At 64.9% G+C, this 15615-nt stretch carries 14 protein-coding genes; 7 read left to right on the top strand and 7 right to left on the bottom strand.

The window, feature by feature from the left end:
- From MKI88_RS20395 to metW, 3 genes are all read left to right on the top strand, one after another.
- The coding region (locus tag MKI88_RS20395; protein WP_241633389.1) for an alpha/beta fold hydrolase at positions 1 to 675 on the top strand (675 nt) is incomplete at its 5' end.
- Positions 672 to 1112, top strand: coding sequence for a GNAT family N-acetyltransferase (locus tag MKI88_RS20390; RefSeq protein ID WP_241633388.1), 441 nt, complete (start codon positions 672 to 674; stop codon positions 1110 to 1112). The genes MKI88_RS20395 and MKI88_RS20390, both read left to right, overlap by 4 nt.
- On the top strand, positions 1109 to 1699 hold the full coding sequence (gene metW / locus MKI88_RS20385) for a methionine biosynthesis protein MetW (RefSeq protein ID WP_241633387.1): 591 nt from the start codon (positions 1109 to 1111) through the stop codon (positions 1697 to 1699). The genes MKI88_RS20390 and metW overlap by 4 nt, the downstream gene beginning before the upstream one ends.
- On the opposite strand, the gene MKI88_RS20380 is transcribed toward metW, so the two are convergent.
- Complete coding sequence (locus tag MKI88_RS20380) at positions 1700 to 2341, bottom strand: TetR/AcrR family transcriptional regulator (RefSeq protein ID WP_241633386.1); 642 nt, start codon at positions 2339 to 2341, stop codon at positions 1700 to 1702.
- Positions 2342 to 2459: 118 nt separating this feature from the next.
- Between MKI88_RS20380 and MKI88_RS20375 the strand changes: the two genes are divergently transcribed.
- Together MKI88_RS20375 and MKI88_RS20370 are read left to right on the top strand one after the other, a co-directional pair.
- The gene (locus tag MKI88_RS20375) at positions 2460 to 4697 is read left to right on the top strand and encodes a TonB-dependent receptor (protein WP_241633385.1); all 2238 of its coding nucleotides are present in this window, start codon (positions 2460 to 2462) and stop codon (positions 4695 to 4697) included.
- 14 nt (positions 4698 to 4711) lie between these two features.
- The gene (locus MKI88_RS20370) at positions 4712 to 5968 is read left to right on the top strand and encodes an MFS transporter (RefSeq protein WP_241633384.1); all 1257 of its coding nucleotides are present in this window, start codon (positions 4712 to 4714) and stop codon (positions 5966 to 5968) included.
- Between the two features lie 57 nt (positions 5969 to 6025).
- Here MKI88_RS20370 and MKI88_RS20365 read toward each other — a convergent pair whose 3' ends face one another.
- The 6 genes from MKI88_RS20365 to rpmI all read right to left on the bottom strand — a co-directional run bounded on the left by MKI88_RS20365 (position 6026) and on the right by rpmI (position 12780).
- Positions 6026 to 7597, bottom strand: a complete 1572-nt coding sequence (locus tag MKI88_RS20365; protein ID WP_241633383.1) for a peptide chain release factor 3 — start codon at positions 7595 to 7597, stop codon at positions 6026 to 6028.
- 146 nt (positions 7598 to 7743) lie between these two features.
- Positions 7744 to 8628 carry an aldose 1-epimerase family protein gene (locus tag MKI88_RS20360; protein WP_241633382.1) on the bottom strand — a complete coding sequence of 295 codons (885 nt, stop codon included), beginning with the start codon at positions 8626 to 8628 and terminating at the stop codon, positions 7744 to 7746.
- Positions 8621 to 11011, bottom strand: a complete 2391-nt coding sequence (gene pheT, locus MKI88_RS20355; RefSeq protein WP_241633381.1) for a phenylalanine--tRNA ligase subunit beta — start codon at positions 11009 to 11011, stop codon at positions 8621 to 8623. Before pheT ends, MKI88_RS20360 begins: the two co-directional genes overlap by 8 nt.
- Positions 11008 to 12084, bottom strand: coding sequence for a phenylalanine--tRNA ligase subunit alpha (pheS, locus tag MKI88_RS20350; protein WP_241633380.1), 1077 nt, complete (start codon positions 12082 to 12084; stop codon positions 11008 to 11010). The genes pheT and pheS overlap by 4 nt, the downstream gene beginning before the upstream one ends.
- 113 nt (positions 12085 to 12197) lie before the next feature.
- The gene (gene rplT, locus MKI88_RS20345) at positions 12198 to 12563 is read right to left on the bottom strand and encodes a 50S ribosomal protein L20 (RefSeq protein WP_241633379.1); all 366 of its coding nucleotides are present in this window, start codon (positions 12561 to 12563) and stop codon (positions 12198 to 12200) included.
- Positions 12564 to 12576: 13 nt separating this feature from the next.
- Complete coding sequence (rpmI, locus tag MKI88_RS20340) at positions 12577 to 12780, bottom strand: 50S ribosomal protein L35 (RefSeq protein ID WP_241633378.1); 204 nt, start codon at positions 12778 to 12780, stop codon at positions 12577 to 12579.
- Positions 12781 to 12958: 178 nt separating this feature from the next.
- Between rpmI and MKI88_RS20335 the strand changes: the two genes are divergently transcribed.
- Positions 12959 to 15094, top strand: a complete 2136-nt coding sequence (locus MKI88_RS20335) for an AsmA family protein (protein WP_241633377.1) — start codon at positions 12959 to 12961, stop codon at positions 15092 to 15094.
- Positions 15095 to 15130: 36 nt separating this feature from the next.
- Positions 15131 to 15547 (top strand): VOC family protein, encoded by a 417-nt coding sequence (locus MKI88_RS20330; RefSeq protein ID WP_241633376.1) that lies wholly within the window; start codon positions 15131 to 15133, stop codon positions 15545 to 15547.
- Positions 15548 to 15615 lie beyond the last annotated feature (68 nt).

The raw sequence follows: 15615 nt of genomic DNA, 5'->3' as shown, positions 1-15615 counted from the left end.
TCGATGGGCGGGATGCAGGCGCTGAGCTGGCCCGCGACCTTCCCCGATCGCGTGGGCACGGCGCTGGTCATTGCCTCGACCGCGCGCCACTCGGCACAGAACATCGCGTTTCACGAGGTCGGCCGGCAGGCGATCATGGCCGATCCCGACTGGCGCGGCGGCGATTATTATGCGGGCGGCAAGGCCCCCGCCGCGGGGCTCGCAGTGGCGCGCATGGCGGCGCACATCACCTATCTGTCCGAGGCAGGGCTGACCGAGAAGTTCGGCAGGCGGCTGCAGGCGCGTGACGCCAAGAGCTTCGGCTTCGATGCTGATTTCCAGATCGAAAGCTATCTCAGGCATCAGGGGCTGAGCTTCACTGATCGCTTCGACGCCAACTCCTATCTCTACATCACGCGCGCGATGGACTATTTCGATCTCGCCGAGGAGCATGGCGGGACGCTCGCCAACGCCTTCAAGGCGACGCGCGCGCGCTTCTGCCTGCTGAGCTTCGATACCGACTGGCTCTACCCCACCGCTGAATCGCGCAGCATCGTCCATGCGCTCAATGCCGCGGGGGCGCCGGTCAGTTTCGTGGAGCTGAAGAGCCCGTTCGGTCATGACGCCTTCTTGCTGGAAGCGCCTGAAATGAACCGGATAATCGACGGATTTCTGCGCGCGGGAGAGGGGCTGTGACACTGGCCGGGGGCTATGAGCTTTGCGATGACAATGCGGCGATGCAGCTCGACGCGATCCATGGCTATCTGGCGCGCAGCTACTGGTCGCCGGGCGTGCCGAAGGACATTGTCGCGCGCGCGATCGCCAATTCACTGTGCGTTGGCGTCTTTCGCGATGGCGCGCAGGTGGGCTTTGCGCGCGTTGTCACCGATCGCGCGACCTTTGCGTATCTCGCAGATGTCTATGTGCTCGAGGAGCACCGGGGGCACGGCCTTGCGCGCGCCATGGTGGCGCATCTCCACGATCATCCCGAACTTCAGGGGCTGCGCCGCTGGATGCTCGCGACGAACGATGCGCACGGGCTCTATGCGTCGCTGGGGTGGGAGGCGGTTGCCGAGCCTTCCAAACTCATGATGCGGCACTTTCCCGACGTCTACTCGGGCAGCGCGACATGAACGGCCTGCGCCCCGATCTCGCGATCATCGCGCGCAACGTCGCGCCGGGCAGCCGCGTGCTCGACGTCGGCTGCGGCGACGGCGCGCTGATGGCCGAGCTGCGCGACCATCGGGGCGTTGACGCACGCGGGCTCGAGATCGATCCCGATAATGTCTCGGCGGCGGTGGCCCGCGGGCTTTCGGTGATCCAGGGCGATGCCGACACCGACCTCGCCGACTATCCCGATCGCAGCTTCGACTATGCGATACTGAGCCAGACGCTGCAGACGACGCACCGGCCCGACCGCGTGCTCGAGCATCTACTTCGCATCGGCCGCCATGCCTTCGTATCTTTCCCAAATTTCGCGCACTGGCGCGTGAGGCTGTCGCTGCTCTGGGGAGGGCGGATGCCGGTGACGCGACTGCTGCCCGTCGCGTGGTACGAGACCCCCAATATCCACCATGTCACGGTCGATGACTTCCGGGCGCTGGTAAAGGAGCGCGGCATCACCGTGGAGGGTAGCTGGTTCCTCAATGGCGACCGGCTGACGACCGCGGCAGCCGCCAATTTCCGCGCCGAACACGCGGTGTTTCTGCTGAGCCGCTGATCAGTCGGGTGCCAGCCCTCTTTTGAGCATCTCGTTCGCAACGCTTGCAACTTCATCGGGGGTCTTGTCCTTGCCCCAGACGCCATAGCGCAGCCCGAGAAACACGTTCATCCCCATCACCGCCCAGGCGTGGATCTCGCCGACATCGGCGCGCACCTCGCCGCGCGCCGCGCCCGCCTCGAGCCGCGCGCGGATGCGTTCGACCGAATTGGCATAGTGCGCGCGATAGCTTTCCTGGTCGACGAACTCGGCCTCGTCGATGATGCGGTAGATCTCCTTGTGGTCGCGCACGAATTCGAGAAAGCTCTCAAGCCCGATCCGCTCGGCGGCGATTTCGTCGGGGGCGGCTGCGACACGCGGCGCGACATGATCGCGCACCTGCGCCGACATGTCGCGTACCAGCGCGCGGAACACCTCCTCCTTTGAATCGAAATAGGTGTAGAAACTGCCCAGCGCCACGCCCGCGCGCTGCGTGATGTGGCTGATCGAGCCTTCGTGAAATCCCTTTTCGCCGAACTCGGCGGCAGCCGCATCGAGGATCGCGCGCAGCGTGCGGCGTCCGCGTTCGGTGCGCGGCGTCTTGGCCTCGCTGGTGGGATTGTCGGCCGGCGCTGTTGCACCATCGCCACGCTTGCCCGCCATTTTTTCCTCCCCTGCACGACCGAAGTTGAAAGTCGGTTCAGGTTTCATTATACGCTTGGGACGAACCGGCACAACCCATCAGAGGTTGATGCCCGTCTTATTGGGGAGGAATGCTATCATGTCCTGCAATACCTTGTCCGCGCGCATCATCCTGAGCCTCGGCGTTGCCGCCGGCGCGCTGATGGCGATGCCCGCATATGCACAGGACGCCGAGGCTGCGCCCGCCGAGCCCGTCGCGGCCGAGGAGGCGGACAGCGGCGAGATCGTCGTCACCGCGCGGCGTCGCGAAGAAAACCTGATCGATGTGCCCATCTCGGTCTCGGCACTGTCGGGCGACGCGCTCGAGAATCAGGGCGCGATCGACATCACCTCGCTGCAGGACAAGACCCCCAACCTCACGCTCCAGATCGCGCGCGGTTCCAACTCGACGCTGATCGCCTTCATCCGCGGCGTCGGCCAGCAGGATCCGCTCTGGGGCTTCGAGCCCGGCGTCGGCCTCTATGTCGATGATGTCTATGTCGCGCGTCCGCAGGGCGCAGTGCTCGACATTTTCGACGTCCAGCGCGTCGAGATCCTGCGTGGTCCGCAGGGCACGCTCTATGGCCGCAACACGATCGGCGGCGCGATCAAGTACGTGACCAAACGCCTCGGCAACGAGTTCGAGGGCGAGGTGCGCGCGGCCTATGGTTCCTATGACCAGATCGACCTCATTGGTCAGGTGACGGTGCCGCTCAGCGACAATTTCTCGATCGGCGGCGCGATCGCGCGCTACTGGCGCGACGGCTATGGCCGCAACCTGACCACGGGTGTCGACCAGTATGACAAGGACGTCATCGCGGGTCGCGTCTCGGCCGAATATACGTCCGATGGCGTCTTCTTCCGTCTCGCCGCCGACAAGACCGTCGACAAGTCCAACCCGCGCCACGGCACGCGCCTCGTCGGCAATGGCGGCATTCCCGCTTTCGAGCCGACCAAAAGCGTCTATGACACGCGCGCTGGCATCGGCGACGACAACAAGGTCGAGACGCAGGGCGTGTCGCTGACCGGCGAGATCGACATCAACGACATGCTGACCTTCAAGACGATCAGCGCCTATCGCGACGGCCATACCGAAACGCTGATCGACTTCGACAACACCCCCGGCCCGGTGCTCGATATCCCCGCGCGCTATGACGACCGTCAGTTCACCCAGGAACTCCAGCTCCTCTATCAGGGCGAGCGGATCCAGGGCGTGTTCGGCCTCTACTATCTCGACGCGCGCGCCAGCGGCGCCTTCGACACCGTGCTCGGCCTTGCCAACACGACGACGCTGACCTCGGGCTCGGTCAAGACCAAGAGCTATGCCGCCTTTGCCGACGTCAATTTCGACCTGACCGACAAGCTCAAGATTTCGGCGGGCCTACGCTATACCAAGGATGACAAGACCGGCACCGTATATCGCCAGAACTTCACGGGCATCCGCAGCCCGGAATTCGGCAATGCGGCGGCGATCCCCGGGTTGGTCCGCACCGACTACACCAACAGCCGCAGCTTCGACGAGTTCACGCCGCGGGTGAGCCTCAGCTACGAGCCGATCGAAGACCTCAACCTCTATGCCTCCTATGGCAAGGGCTTCAAGTCGGGCGGCTTCGACATGCGCGGCGACGCGATCTTCACGCCGACGACGGTCGATGGCTATGCGCCCGAGACGGTCGACGCCTTCGAGGTCGGCATGAAGGGGGCGTTCCTCGACCGCACGCTCTTCCTGAACGTGGCGGGCTATTATTCGGACTATAAGGACCAGCAGGTCACGATCCAGGTGCCCAACATCGTGACGGGCGGCATCGCCAGCTTTGTCGACAATGCGGGCAAGGCCGAGATCTACGGTCTTGAGTTCGAGGCGCGGCTCGTTCCCTCGCCCGATTTCTCGGTCAACGCCTCGCTCGGCTACACCCATGCCGACTACAAGGAGTTCCTGACCTTCATCGGCGGCGGCACCACCCCCGTCGATGTCGCCGACCAGCGCGTGTTCCAGAACACGCCGACATGGAACGCCAGCCTCTCGGCCACCTGGTCGGGCGATTTTGCGGGGGGACGGGTCGAGCTGACCCCGGCCATCTCGATGCGCAGCGACTACAACATGTTCGAGATCCCCAATCCGATCCTCGACCAGGACGGTTATGCGCTGGTCGACACCTCGGCGAGCTGGACGACGGCCGACGAGCGCTTCAAGCTCGGTGTTCACCTGCGCAACCTATTCGACACGCGCTACCGCGTCGGCGGCTACAACTTCCCCGGCGCGTTGTTCGGCAACTCGATCATCGGCTATTACGGGCCGCCGCGCACCGCGACGCTCACCGCCGAATATCGCTTCTGACCAGAGGGACGGTCATGCCGGGTACGACCACCGCCAGCCGCGGCTACCGCGCGGTCGTGCTCGGCATGCTGCTCCTTGTTTACACCTTCAATTTCGTCGACCGCCAGATCCTTGGCATCCTCGCGGGGCCTATCAAGGACGACCTCGGGCTGTCCGACAAGCAGCTGGGGCTACTTGGAGGCATCGCCTTCGCGCTGCTCTATTCGACGCTCGCGGTCCCACTCGCCTGGCTCGCCGACCGCACGAGCCGCACCTGGGTCATCACCGTCTCGCTCGCCGTGTGGAGCGGCTTCACCGCCCTGTGCGGGATCGCGACGGGCTTCTGGCAGCTCTTTCTGGCGCGGCTTGGTGTCGGGGTCGGCGAAGCCGGCGGCGTCGCACCCTCCTATGCGGTGATCGCCGACTATTTCCCGAGCGCTGAACGCGCGCGCGCGCTTTCGATCTATTCGCTCGGGATCCCGCTGGGTTCGGCGGCGGGCGTTCTCTTTGGCGGCTATATCGCCGCCAGCATCGACTGGCGCACCGCCTTCATCGCGGTCGGGATTGCGGGTATCGTGGTCGCGCCGATCTTCCGCCTCGTGGTGCGCGAGCCCGCACGGCCGGCATCGGGGAAGTCGTCCGAGACGACTCCGGTCGGTCACGTCTTTTCCATCCTCGCCGCAAAGAAAAGCTTCTGGCTGCTGGCGTTCGGCGCCTCGTCGAGCTCGATGCTCGGCTATGGCCTCGCCTTCTGGCTGCCTTCGCTGATGCGGCGCAGCTTCGGGCTCGATCTCGTCCAGACCTCGCAATTCTATGGCGCGATCCTGCTGCTGGGTGGCGTCGTCGGCGTGCTGGCGGGGGGATTTCTCGGCGACCGGCTCGGCAAGAGCGACAAGGCCGCCTATGCGCGCCTGCCCGCAATTGCCTTCCTGCTCGCGGTCCCGCTCTTTGCCGCGGGGATTGTCTCGGGCACCGCGACCGCCGCCTTCCTGCTGTTCCTCGTGCCGCAGGCGCTTGCCTATATCTGGCTGGGGCCGGTGATCTCGGCGGTCCAGCATCTCGTCCCAGCGCATATGCGCGCGACCGCTTCGGCAAGCTTCCTGCTCATCAACAACCTGATCGGCATCGGCGGCGGCACCTTCTTCCTCGGCGCGCTCTCCGACGCGTTGACGAGAAGCTATGGCAACGAGGCGCTGCGCTACGCCATGCTGGCTTCGCTCGGTTTCTATCTGCTCGCCGCCCTGCTCATGTGGCTCGCTTCGAAACCGCTCAGGCAAGACTGGGTAGACTAGCCGCCGATCGCTTCGGGTTGAACCGAAGCCTGTCTGCAGCGCCAACGCGATCTGGGTTCAGCGCTCGCGCGTTGCGCTGAACTTGATGTCGGGATTGCGGTCCTGGACATAGCCGACTTCCCACGCGCTCTTCGCCATGAAGACGAGGTTGCCGTCGCGATCCTTGGCAAGCGCTGACTGGTTGATATTGGCAAAGGCCTTGAGCGCCGCCTCGTCGCCCGAGATCCAGCGCGCGGTATCCCACGGGCTCGGCTCGAGCTTGGCCGCCACCTTGTACTCGGCATCGAGCCGGCTCAGCAGCACGTCGAGCTGGAGCTGCCCGACCACGCCGATGATCCAGTTGCTGCCGATCTCGGGGTAGAAGACCTGCGTGACGCCTTCCTCGGCCATGTCGTCGAGCGCCTTCCTCAACTGCTTGGTCTTGGTCGGATCGACCAGCACCACGCGGCGCAGGATTTCGGGCGCGAAATTGGGGAGACCCGTAAAGCGGATCGATTCCCCCTCGGTCAGCGTGTCGCCCACCCGGAGCGTGCCGTGGTTGGGGATACCGATGATGTCGCCCGGCCAGGCTTCCTCGGCAAGCTCGCGGTCCTGCGCGAAGAACAGGATCGGCGAATGCACCGCGATAGGCTTGCCGTGGCCCGTGGGGGTCAGCTTCATGCCGCGGCGGAACTTGCCCGAGCACAGCCGCATGAAGGCGATGCGGTCGCGGTGCTGCGGGTCCATATTGGCCTGCACCTTGAAGATGAAGCCCGTGACGTTCTCATAGTCGGGCGACACCGAAGCGGGCTCGGCGGGCTGCGCGCGCGGCGGCGGCGCATGATCGCCCAGCGCCGCGATCAGCTCGGCGACGCCGAATTCCTTCAAGGCCGATCCGAAGAACACCGGGGTCAGGTCGCCGTGCCGATAGGCCTCGACATCGAAAGGCGCATAGCCGTGGAGCGCGAGCTCGGCTTCTTCCTGCAGGCGCGCGAGCCCCTCGGTCGAGACCGTCTCGGCGAGCTTCGGATCGTCGAGCCCCGTGAACTGCGTCATCTTGCCTTCGAACATGCGGCTGTCGCCCGTGGGCTGGCGCAGCACATTGGCGTGGAGGTCGTATACGCCCTCGAACTGTCCGCCCATGCCGACCGGCCAGCTCATCGGCGCCACATCGAGCGCGAGCATGTCGGCGATCTCGTCGAGCAGCGCGAAGCATTCGCGGCCCTCGCGGTCGACCTTGTTGACAAAGGTGATGATCGGCACCGAACGCAGACGGCAGACCTCGAACAATTTGCGCGTCTGCGGCTCGATGCCCTTGGCGGCGTCGATCACCATCACCGCGGAGTCGACCGCGGTCAGCGTGCGATAGGTGTCCTCGGAAAAATCCTCGTGGCCCGGCGTGTCGAGCAGGTTGAAGGTGATGCCGTCACGCTCGAAGGTCATCACCGACGACGTCACCGAGATCCCACGCTGCTGCTCGATCTTCATCCAGTCCGAACGCGCGCGGCGGTTTTGCCCGCGTGCCTTGACCTCGCCCGCGAGGTGGATCGCGCCGCCGAACAGCAGCAGCTTTTCGGTGAGCGTGGTCTTGCCCGCGTCGGGGTGTGAAATGATCGCGAAGGTGCGGCGATCGGGTCGGTTGGTGGTCATGTTTCTCTGCTTCCAGCTAATCCGCTCATCCTGAGGAGAGGCTGAGCTTGGCGAAGCCGCATCTCGAAGGATCTGTCCGGTGCATCCTTCGATACGGCCCTCGGCTCCGCTCGGTCCCTGCACAGGATGAGCGGCTATCGGGGAGGTTAGTTTTCCTTGAGCGTCACGATCATGCGGAACGAACGGCTCTCGCCCGGCGCGACGATGAACACGCCCGGCTTCTCGCTGAAATCGCCGTCAAAGCCTTCAGGGTCCGCCATCCCTGCCCAGGGCTCGATGCAGACGAAACCTGTGCCCGGTTTGGTCCAGATGCCGAGCCATTCGGTATCGGGGAACGCGATCTCGAGCTGCGGCCCTTCGCTCGCGCCATAACGCAGCGCGCGGCTTTCGAGCTTGTCCCAGATCAGCGCGTCGTTGGTGAAGAGATTGTCGCCGAGCGCAAGCACATTGTCTTCTACGGGGCTCGGCCGCGCCGTGTCGGCGATCACCCCGCTGGGTACGATCGCGCGCAGCTCCGCGGGCTCGTCCTTCTCGAAGACGATGCGGTGATCCTCGCGCGCGCCACCATAAGGCAGCGGCCACGCAAAGGCGGGGTGGAAGCCGAAGCTCGCGGGCATAGGCGCGCTTCCCGGATTGCCGATCGTTGCGATCATTGTCAGGCGCGGCCCGTCGAGATGGAAGGCCATATCGAGCACGAACGCGAAGGGATAGACGCTGCGCGTCTCGGGGCTGTCGACCAGCCGGAAGCGCACCGCATCGGGATCCTGCGCGACGACCGTGAAGTCGCTTCTGCGCGCAAAGCCATGCTGCGGCAAACTGTAGCTCCTGTCGCCGAGCCGGTATTCGTCGCGGTTCAGGCGTCCGACGATCGGGAACAGGATCGGCGCGCGACCTGTCCAGAAGGCGGGGTCGCCATCGCTCATGAGCTCGCGGCCCTCGGCGTCGGTCAGACTCACCAGCTCGGCACCCAGCGGCGCGATGCGCGCCGTCAGGTCACCTGAGCTGATCGAGACCGCGCCCTTTTCAGCCACGCAGCCTCGCACCGATTTTCTCGGCCGCCTTGACGACCTTGTCCGAGATCGCGGTCAGCTCTTCGTCGGTGAAGCTCTTGTCCTGCGGTTGCAGAACCACTTCCACCGCGACCGATTTGTGACCTTCCTCAACGCCCTGGCCGACAAAGACGTCAAACAGTCTTGCCGTCACGATCGCCTGCTTGTCCGCACCCTTCACCGTCCGGACGAGGTTGTCCGCGGGCGTGTCGGCGGGGACGAGGAAGGCGAAATCGCGCGTTACGGCCTGCAGCGCGGGGGGCGCATAAGCGGTCCGCATCCGGCCCGCGGCGCGCTTGCCCGGGATCGCGTCGAGATAGAGCTCGGCCGCGATCACGGTGCCGTCGAGGTCGAAGGCCCTGGCGGTCAGCGGGTGGAGCGTGCCAAAGGCGGCGAGCACGGTCTTGGGCCCAAGCCTGAGCGTCGCCGACTGGCCGGGATGGAAATGATCGCCGGCCTCACCGAAGACCTGCAGATTCTCGACAGGGGCGCCCGCAGCGGCGAGCAGCGCCAACACTTCGGCCTTGCCGTCGAACGCGTCGAAGCCCTGCGCCTTGCCCGACTGCCAGCTGCGTGGCGCCTTGTCGCCCGCGAGCACCACGCCCAGCGTCAGGCGTTCCCCGTCCGCAAAATAGCGCCGGCCCAGCTCGAACAGCCGGATCGACTCCGCGCCGCGCGCCTGATTGCGCGCCGCGGCGGCGAGCAGCCCGGGAAGCAGCGAAGGCCGCATGACCTTCATGTCCTCAGAAATGGGATTGGCGAGCGTCCAGTCGCCGCCGCCAAAGGCCGCGGCGTCCTTTTCCGAAAGGAAGCTCCACGTCACCGCCTCGTTGAGCCCGCGTGCAGCGGCCGTGCGACGCACGCGGCGCTCCATCAGCTGCTCGGGGGTCGCGGTGGGTTTGGCGACGCCGGGCGCACGCGGCAGCGGGGTCGAAGGGACGTGGTCGAGCCCGACGATGCGGACGACTTCCTCGACCAGATCGGCGCTGCCGATGACGTCGCGCCGCCACGTAGGCGGGGTCACCTGCCATTCGTTGCTGCCCGCAATCGCAAAACCCAGACTCTCGAGGATCGTCTTCTGTCGGTCGGCATCGACCGCAACACCCGCGAGCGTTTCGGTCATCGCCGGATCATAGCTGTGGGTCGCCATGTCGACCGGCGGCGTTCCCGCACGGGTGATCGCGCTCGGCGTGCCGCCGCAATGGTCGAGCACGAGCTGTGTCGCGATCGCGAGGCCGTCGTCGAGAAAGGCCGGGTCGACACCCCGCTCGAAGCGCTGGCGCGCGTCGCTGGTGAGACCGAGCTTCTGTCCGGTGCGCGCGATATGCGCGGGATCGAAATAGGCGCATTCAATGAGTACATCGGTGGTGGTTTCGGCCACGCCCGAATGCTCGCCGCCCATGATGCCGCCGATGTCGTGTACCGCCGTGTCGTCGGCGATCACGGTCATGCTGGCGTCGAGCGTGTAGGTCTTGCCGTTCAGCGCCAGAACCTGCTCGCCGTCCTTCGCGCGGCGCGCGACGAGCGGCCCCGAGAGCGTAGCACGGTCGTAGACGTGGAGCGGTCGTCCGAGGTCCACCGATACGAAATTGGTGATGTCGACCAGCATGGAAATGGGCTTCTGGCCGATTGCCTTGAGCTTGTCGCTCATCCATGCGGGGGACGCACCATTGGTGACGCCAGAAACGGCCTGCGCGAAGAAGGCCGGGCAGCCTTCGGGATCGAGTGTGGCAACCGCGGGCGCGGGATCGCTTCCCGCCACCGGCTCCAGTGATGCCATGCGATAGACTTCGGCGAGCGGCCTGAGCGTGCCGAGTCCCGCGGCGGCCAGATCGCGCGCAATGCCGCGCACGCCCATGCAATCCTGCCTGTTGGGGGTGATCGAAACGTCGATCACTGGATCGTCGAGACCCGCCCACGCGGCATAGTTGGTGCCCACGGGCGCATCTTCGGGCAGCTCGATGATGCCGTCATGATCCTCGCCCAGCTCGAGTTCGCGGAACGAGCACATCATGCCGTTCGATTCGACCCCACGGATCGCCGCCACCTTCAGCGTGACGTCGAGACCAGGGACATAAGCCCCCGGCGATCCGAACACGCCGACGAGGCCGGCGCGCGCATTGGGCGCGCCGCAGACCACCTGCAGCGGGCCCTTGCCCGCATCGACCTGAAGCACCTGCAGCTTGTCGGCCTGCGGGTGACGCTCGGCGGTCAGTACCTTTGCGATGGTGAAGGGCGCAAGCTTCTCGGCGGCGTTCTCGACGCCCTCGACCTCGAGGCCGATGGCGTTGAGCGTATCGAGCACCTGATCGAGCGTCGCCTCGCTCTCGAGGTGCTCCTTCAGCCAAGACAGTGTGAACTTCATGCGCCCACTCCTCCCGAAAGCGTGGGCACGTCGAGTGCCGAGAATCCATAATGGCGAAGCCAGCGCAGATCGCCGTCGAAGAAGGCGCGCAGGTCGTCCATGCCATATTTGAGCATGGCCAGCCGGTCTACGCCGGTGCCGAAGGCGAAGCCCTGCCACTCGTCGGGATCGAGCCCGCACGCCTCGATCACGCGGCGGTGGACCATGCCCGAGCCCAGCACCTCCATCCAGCCTTCCGATCCGCCGATCACGCGGCGGCCCTTTTCGATCGAATAGCCGACATCGACCTCGACCGAGGGCTCGGTGAAGGGGAAATAGCTGGGGCGCAGGCGAAGCACGATGTCGTCGCGCTCGAAGAATGCCTTGAGGAAGGTTTCGAGCGTCCATTTGAGGTGGCCGAGATGGATGCCCTTGTCGATCACCAGGCCTTCGATCTGGTGGAACATCGGCGTGTGCGTCGCATCCGAATCCGAACGATAGACGCGGCCCGGCGCGATGATGCGGATCGGGGGCTTCTCCGACGTCATGGTGCGGATCTGCACGGGCGAGGTGTGCGTGCGCAGCAGCATGTCCTTCCCGTCGCGCTTGTCGGGGAAGTAGAAGGTGTCGTGCATCGCGCGCGCCGGATGTGTTTCCGGAATGTTGAGCGCGGTGAAATTGTGCCAGTCGTCCTCGATTTCGGGGCCCGTCGCGACCGAAAAGCCCATATCGGCGAAGATCTCGGCCAGTTCGTCCATCACCTGGCTGACCGGATGCACGCTGCCCTGCGGGAAGGCGGGCGCGGGCAGCGTCATGTCGAGCGTCTCGGCCGCGAGCTTCGCGTCGAGCGCCGCGCGCTCCAGCCCCGTCTTGCGCTCGGTGATGGCGCCCGTCACGCCCTCGCGCAGCGCATGGATCTTCGGCCCTTCGCTTTGGCGCTCCTCGGGGCTCATGCCGCCCAGCGACTTGAGCAGCGTGGTGATGGCGCCCTGCTTGCCCAGCGCCTTCACGCGCACGTCCTCGATCGCTTGCGCCGTATCGGCCGCCGCGATCGCCGTCATCAGCTCGGCTTCGAGTGTGGTCAGGTCAGTCATGGATGTCCGCTTCGAGAATGTCGGTGGGGCAATAGAAAGAAGCGCCCCAAAAGCAAAGGGCGCGGATGGCTTGTGCCACCCGCGCCCCTGTGTCGCTTTCGCTACAGGCCGTTTCAGGCGGCCTGGGGCAGAGCCGCCTTCGCCTGAGCGACGATGGCGCTAAACGCTTCACCCTCGTGCATCGCGATGTCGGCGAGGACCTTGCGGTCGAGTTCGATGCCCGCGAGCTTGAGCCCGTGCATGAACTGCGAATAGGTCAGGCCTTCAGCGCGGACGCCCGCGTTGATGCGCTGGATCCACAGACCACGGAAGGTCCGCTTCTTAACCTTGCGGTCGCGATAGGCGTACTGGCCGGCCTTTTCGACCGCCTGACGCGCAATGCGGATCGTGTTCTTGCGACGGCCGTAAAAGCCCTTCGCCTGATCCAGAATCCTCTTATGCTTGGCTTTCGTGGTCGTACCACGTTTGACGCGTGCCATCTGTCAGTACTCCTTAACGCAGGCCGTAGGGTGCCCAGAGCTTCACGTGACCCCAATCGGAGTCCGAAAGCACCTCGGTACCGCGGTTCTGGCGGATATACTTGGCATTATGGCTCGAAAGCCGGTGACGCTTGCCGGCAACGCCGTGCTTCACCTTGCCAGTGGCGGTGATCTTGAAACGCTTCTTGACCCCGCTCTTGGTCTTCAGTTTGGGCATTTTCGTCTCCTTGTTACGCGACGATCGCGGACGGCCTCGGCATGCCTTACGGCCGGGCAGTCCCCCCGGATACTCGGGATGAATCGCGGAAAGCGGGGCCTTTACCCGACAAGCCGCACCAATGCAACCGCTGGGCGCAGAATCGGAACAAGCCGCTTCACCCAAGGGTTTGCGTTTCATGCCCGCCGATCTGAGCCATGAACGGTTCCCACCGACGGAGGCGCTCCCGATTCCCCGGCGCCGCGTAAGTCCGGTGCGGGTCGTTCTCTACACGATCGGGAGCATCATCGCGGCAATCATCCTCGCCTGGCTGGTCCTTTACATTACCAAGGGCCGCTTCCTGAAAGGTCCGTTCGAACGGATCGTCGGCGCGCAGATTGAACGCAAGGTCGATGTCGCGGGCGATTTCCAGCTCTATTTCAATCCCTTCAACGTGAAGTTCTATGCCGAAGGGCTGACCATATCCAACCCGGAATGGGCGAGCAGCCGCAACTTCTTCGAATCGCGCGTGATCGACACCAACATCGCCACCTGGACGCTGCTGTTCGGCAAGGACCGGATCAACTGGCTCGCGCTGGTGGCGGGTGACGTCAGCCTCGAATGGGACAAGGCGGGCAAGCGCAACAGCTGGACCTTCGGCGATCCCGACAAGCCGCCGGAGTCGCTCGATATCCCGATCATCCGTCAGGCGGTCGTGCGCGGTACCGAGATCCATTATCGCGACCCGCCGATGCAGTTCAGCGCCGATATCAGAATCGAGACGGTACGCGCGGCCGATACGCGCTTTCAGAACGATATCCGTTTCTCTGGTGGCGGCTCGATGCGTAATCGGCCCTTCACGCTTTCGGGCAGCCTGATGTCGCCCAACGAGACGGTCGCGGGGGGCCGCAACCAGTTACGGCTCGCGGCCCGATCGGGGCTCACCGCCATGACCATCTTGGGGACTTTGCCCGGCGCGACCGAGATCGACGGCGCAGATCTGAAGATGGGTGTGCGCGGTCCCAATATCAGCCTGCTTTTCGATTTCCTCGGCGTCGCGGTGCCCGACACGCGCACCTATCGCATCACCTCCAATCTTACCAAACAGGACGACTCCTGGCGCTTCACGCGCCTGAAAGGCGTGTTCGGCGAGAGCGACATTGCGGGACTGATGACGATCTCGCGCCCTGATAGGCGGCTCAAGATCGACGCCGATCTCCAGACGCGTGTACTCGACATCGTCGATGCCGGTCCCTTTATCGGTTACGACCCCGATCGGCTCGAGGCGCGAGGCAACGCGGGCGCGGTGAACGCGGTAGCTGGGCGGCCGCGCGTGTTGCCCGATGCGCCGCTCCGCATCGATGCGATCAGCCGCTTCGACGCTGACGTCAAATGGAGTGTGCGCGATGTTCGCGCGGAGAGCTTTCCTGTTTCCAACATTGCGCTGAAGCTCGACCTCGATCGCAGCCTGCTCACGCTTTCGCCCTTCAGCTTCGACGTGGCGGGCGGCCACCTCGATTCGGATATCGCGATCAACGCCCGGGGCGCGCCCGTGCGCACACGCTATGACATCCGCCTCGCGCCGACCCCCATGGGGCAGCTCCTCTCACGCTTCGGGGTAGAACAGTCGGGAACGACGGGCATGCTCAAGGCGCGCGTGGCGATGACGGGCGAGGGCGATACGATCCACAAGTCGCTCGCATCCTCGGACGGACGCGTCGCGATCATCATGCCTCGCGGCTCGATGTGGACCCGCAATGTCCAGCTTTCCGAACTCGATATCGGCACCTTCGTCACCAAGATGTTCGAAAAGAAGCTGAAGGAACCCGTCCAGATCAATTGCGGCCTGATCGGCTTCACCGTGCGCGATGGCGTCGCGGCCGCCGATCCGATCCTGATCGATACGCGCAAGAACGTCATCGTCGGTCGCGGCGGCTTCAGTTTCAAGAATGAGACGCTCGATCTCGCGGTGCGCGCCGATGGCAAGAAATTCAGCCTGTTCTCAGGCCAGTCGCCCGTGGGCGTCGGCGGCTATTTCGCCCGGCCGAAGCTCGACGTGATCACTCCCGAACTGGTCGGGCGCGCGGGCGCGGGTCTGGGCCTTGGGGCGCTTGTCAGCCCGCTCGCGGCAGTCATAGCTTTTGTCGACGTGGGTGACGCCAAGGCGGCAGATTGCGGACCCGTGCTCGCGGGTGCTCACGCCACAGCCCAGCGGACGCGCGGCGGTCAGGCGCGCGACGATGTCGGCCGCGGTACGACGAGCAAGAAGGAAAGCGGCAAACTGTCGAAAAAGACCGAGCAGAAACAGGAGAAGAAATTCCTCGGCATCTTCTGACGGGCTATAAGTCGCCATCTCGCCAAGGAAAGAGCCATGGCCGAAGACTGGACCCCGCTGACGGGGGTAACTCCGCACCTGACGATCCGTGACAATCGTGCGGCTGAAGCCGTCGACTTTTACACGCGCGCTTTTGGCGCGGTCGAACGGGGTCGCCACATGGCGGACGACGGCAAGCGCGTGATGCACGCACATCTGGATCTCAATGGCGGGGCATTGATGCTCAACGACGATTTTCCAGAAATGATGGGCGGCGAGCCCTCACCACCGCCCGCGGGCGCGACACTGCATCTCGAGGTTCCCGACGCCGACACCGCCTGGTCCCGTGCGCTTGAAGCGGGCGCATCGGTGCGCTTTCCGCTCGACAACCAGTTCTGGGGGCAGCGCTACGGGCAGGTCATCGATCCGTTCGGGCATGTCTGGTCGATCGGAGGTCCGCTCAGGGAGCAGTGATGCCGGGATCAGTGATGATGATCGCCGGCAGCGAGCGCCTCGATGATGTCGTCGATCCGCGCGGGATC

The sequence above is a fragment of the Sphingomonas sp. LaA6.9 genome (assembly GCF_022601895.1).
In the GTDB taxonomy this organism is placed as follows: Bacteria; Pseudomonadota; Alphaproteobacteria; order Sphingomonadales; family Sphingomonadaceae; genus Sphingobium_A.
The sequence above is the reverse complement of the archived record's forward strand: the minus strand, read 5'-3'. Positions and strand labels throughout refer to the sequence as shown.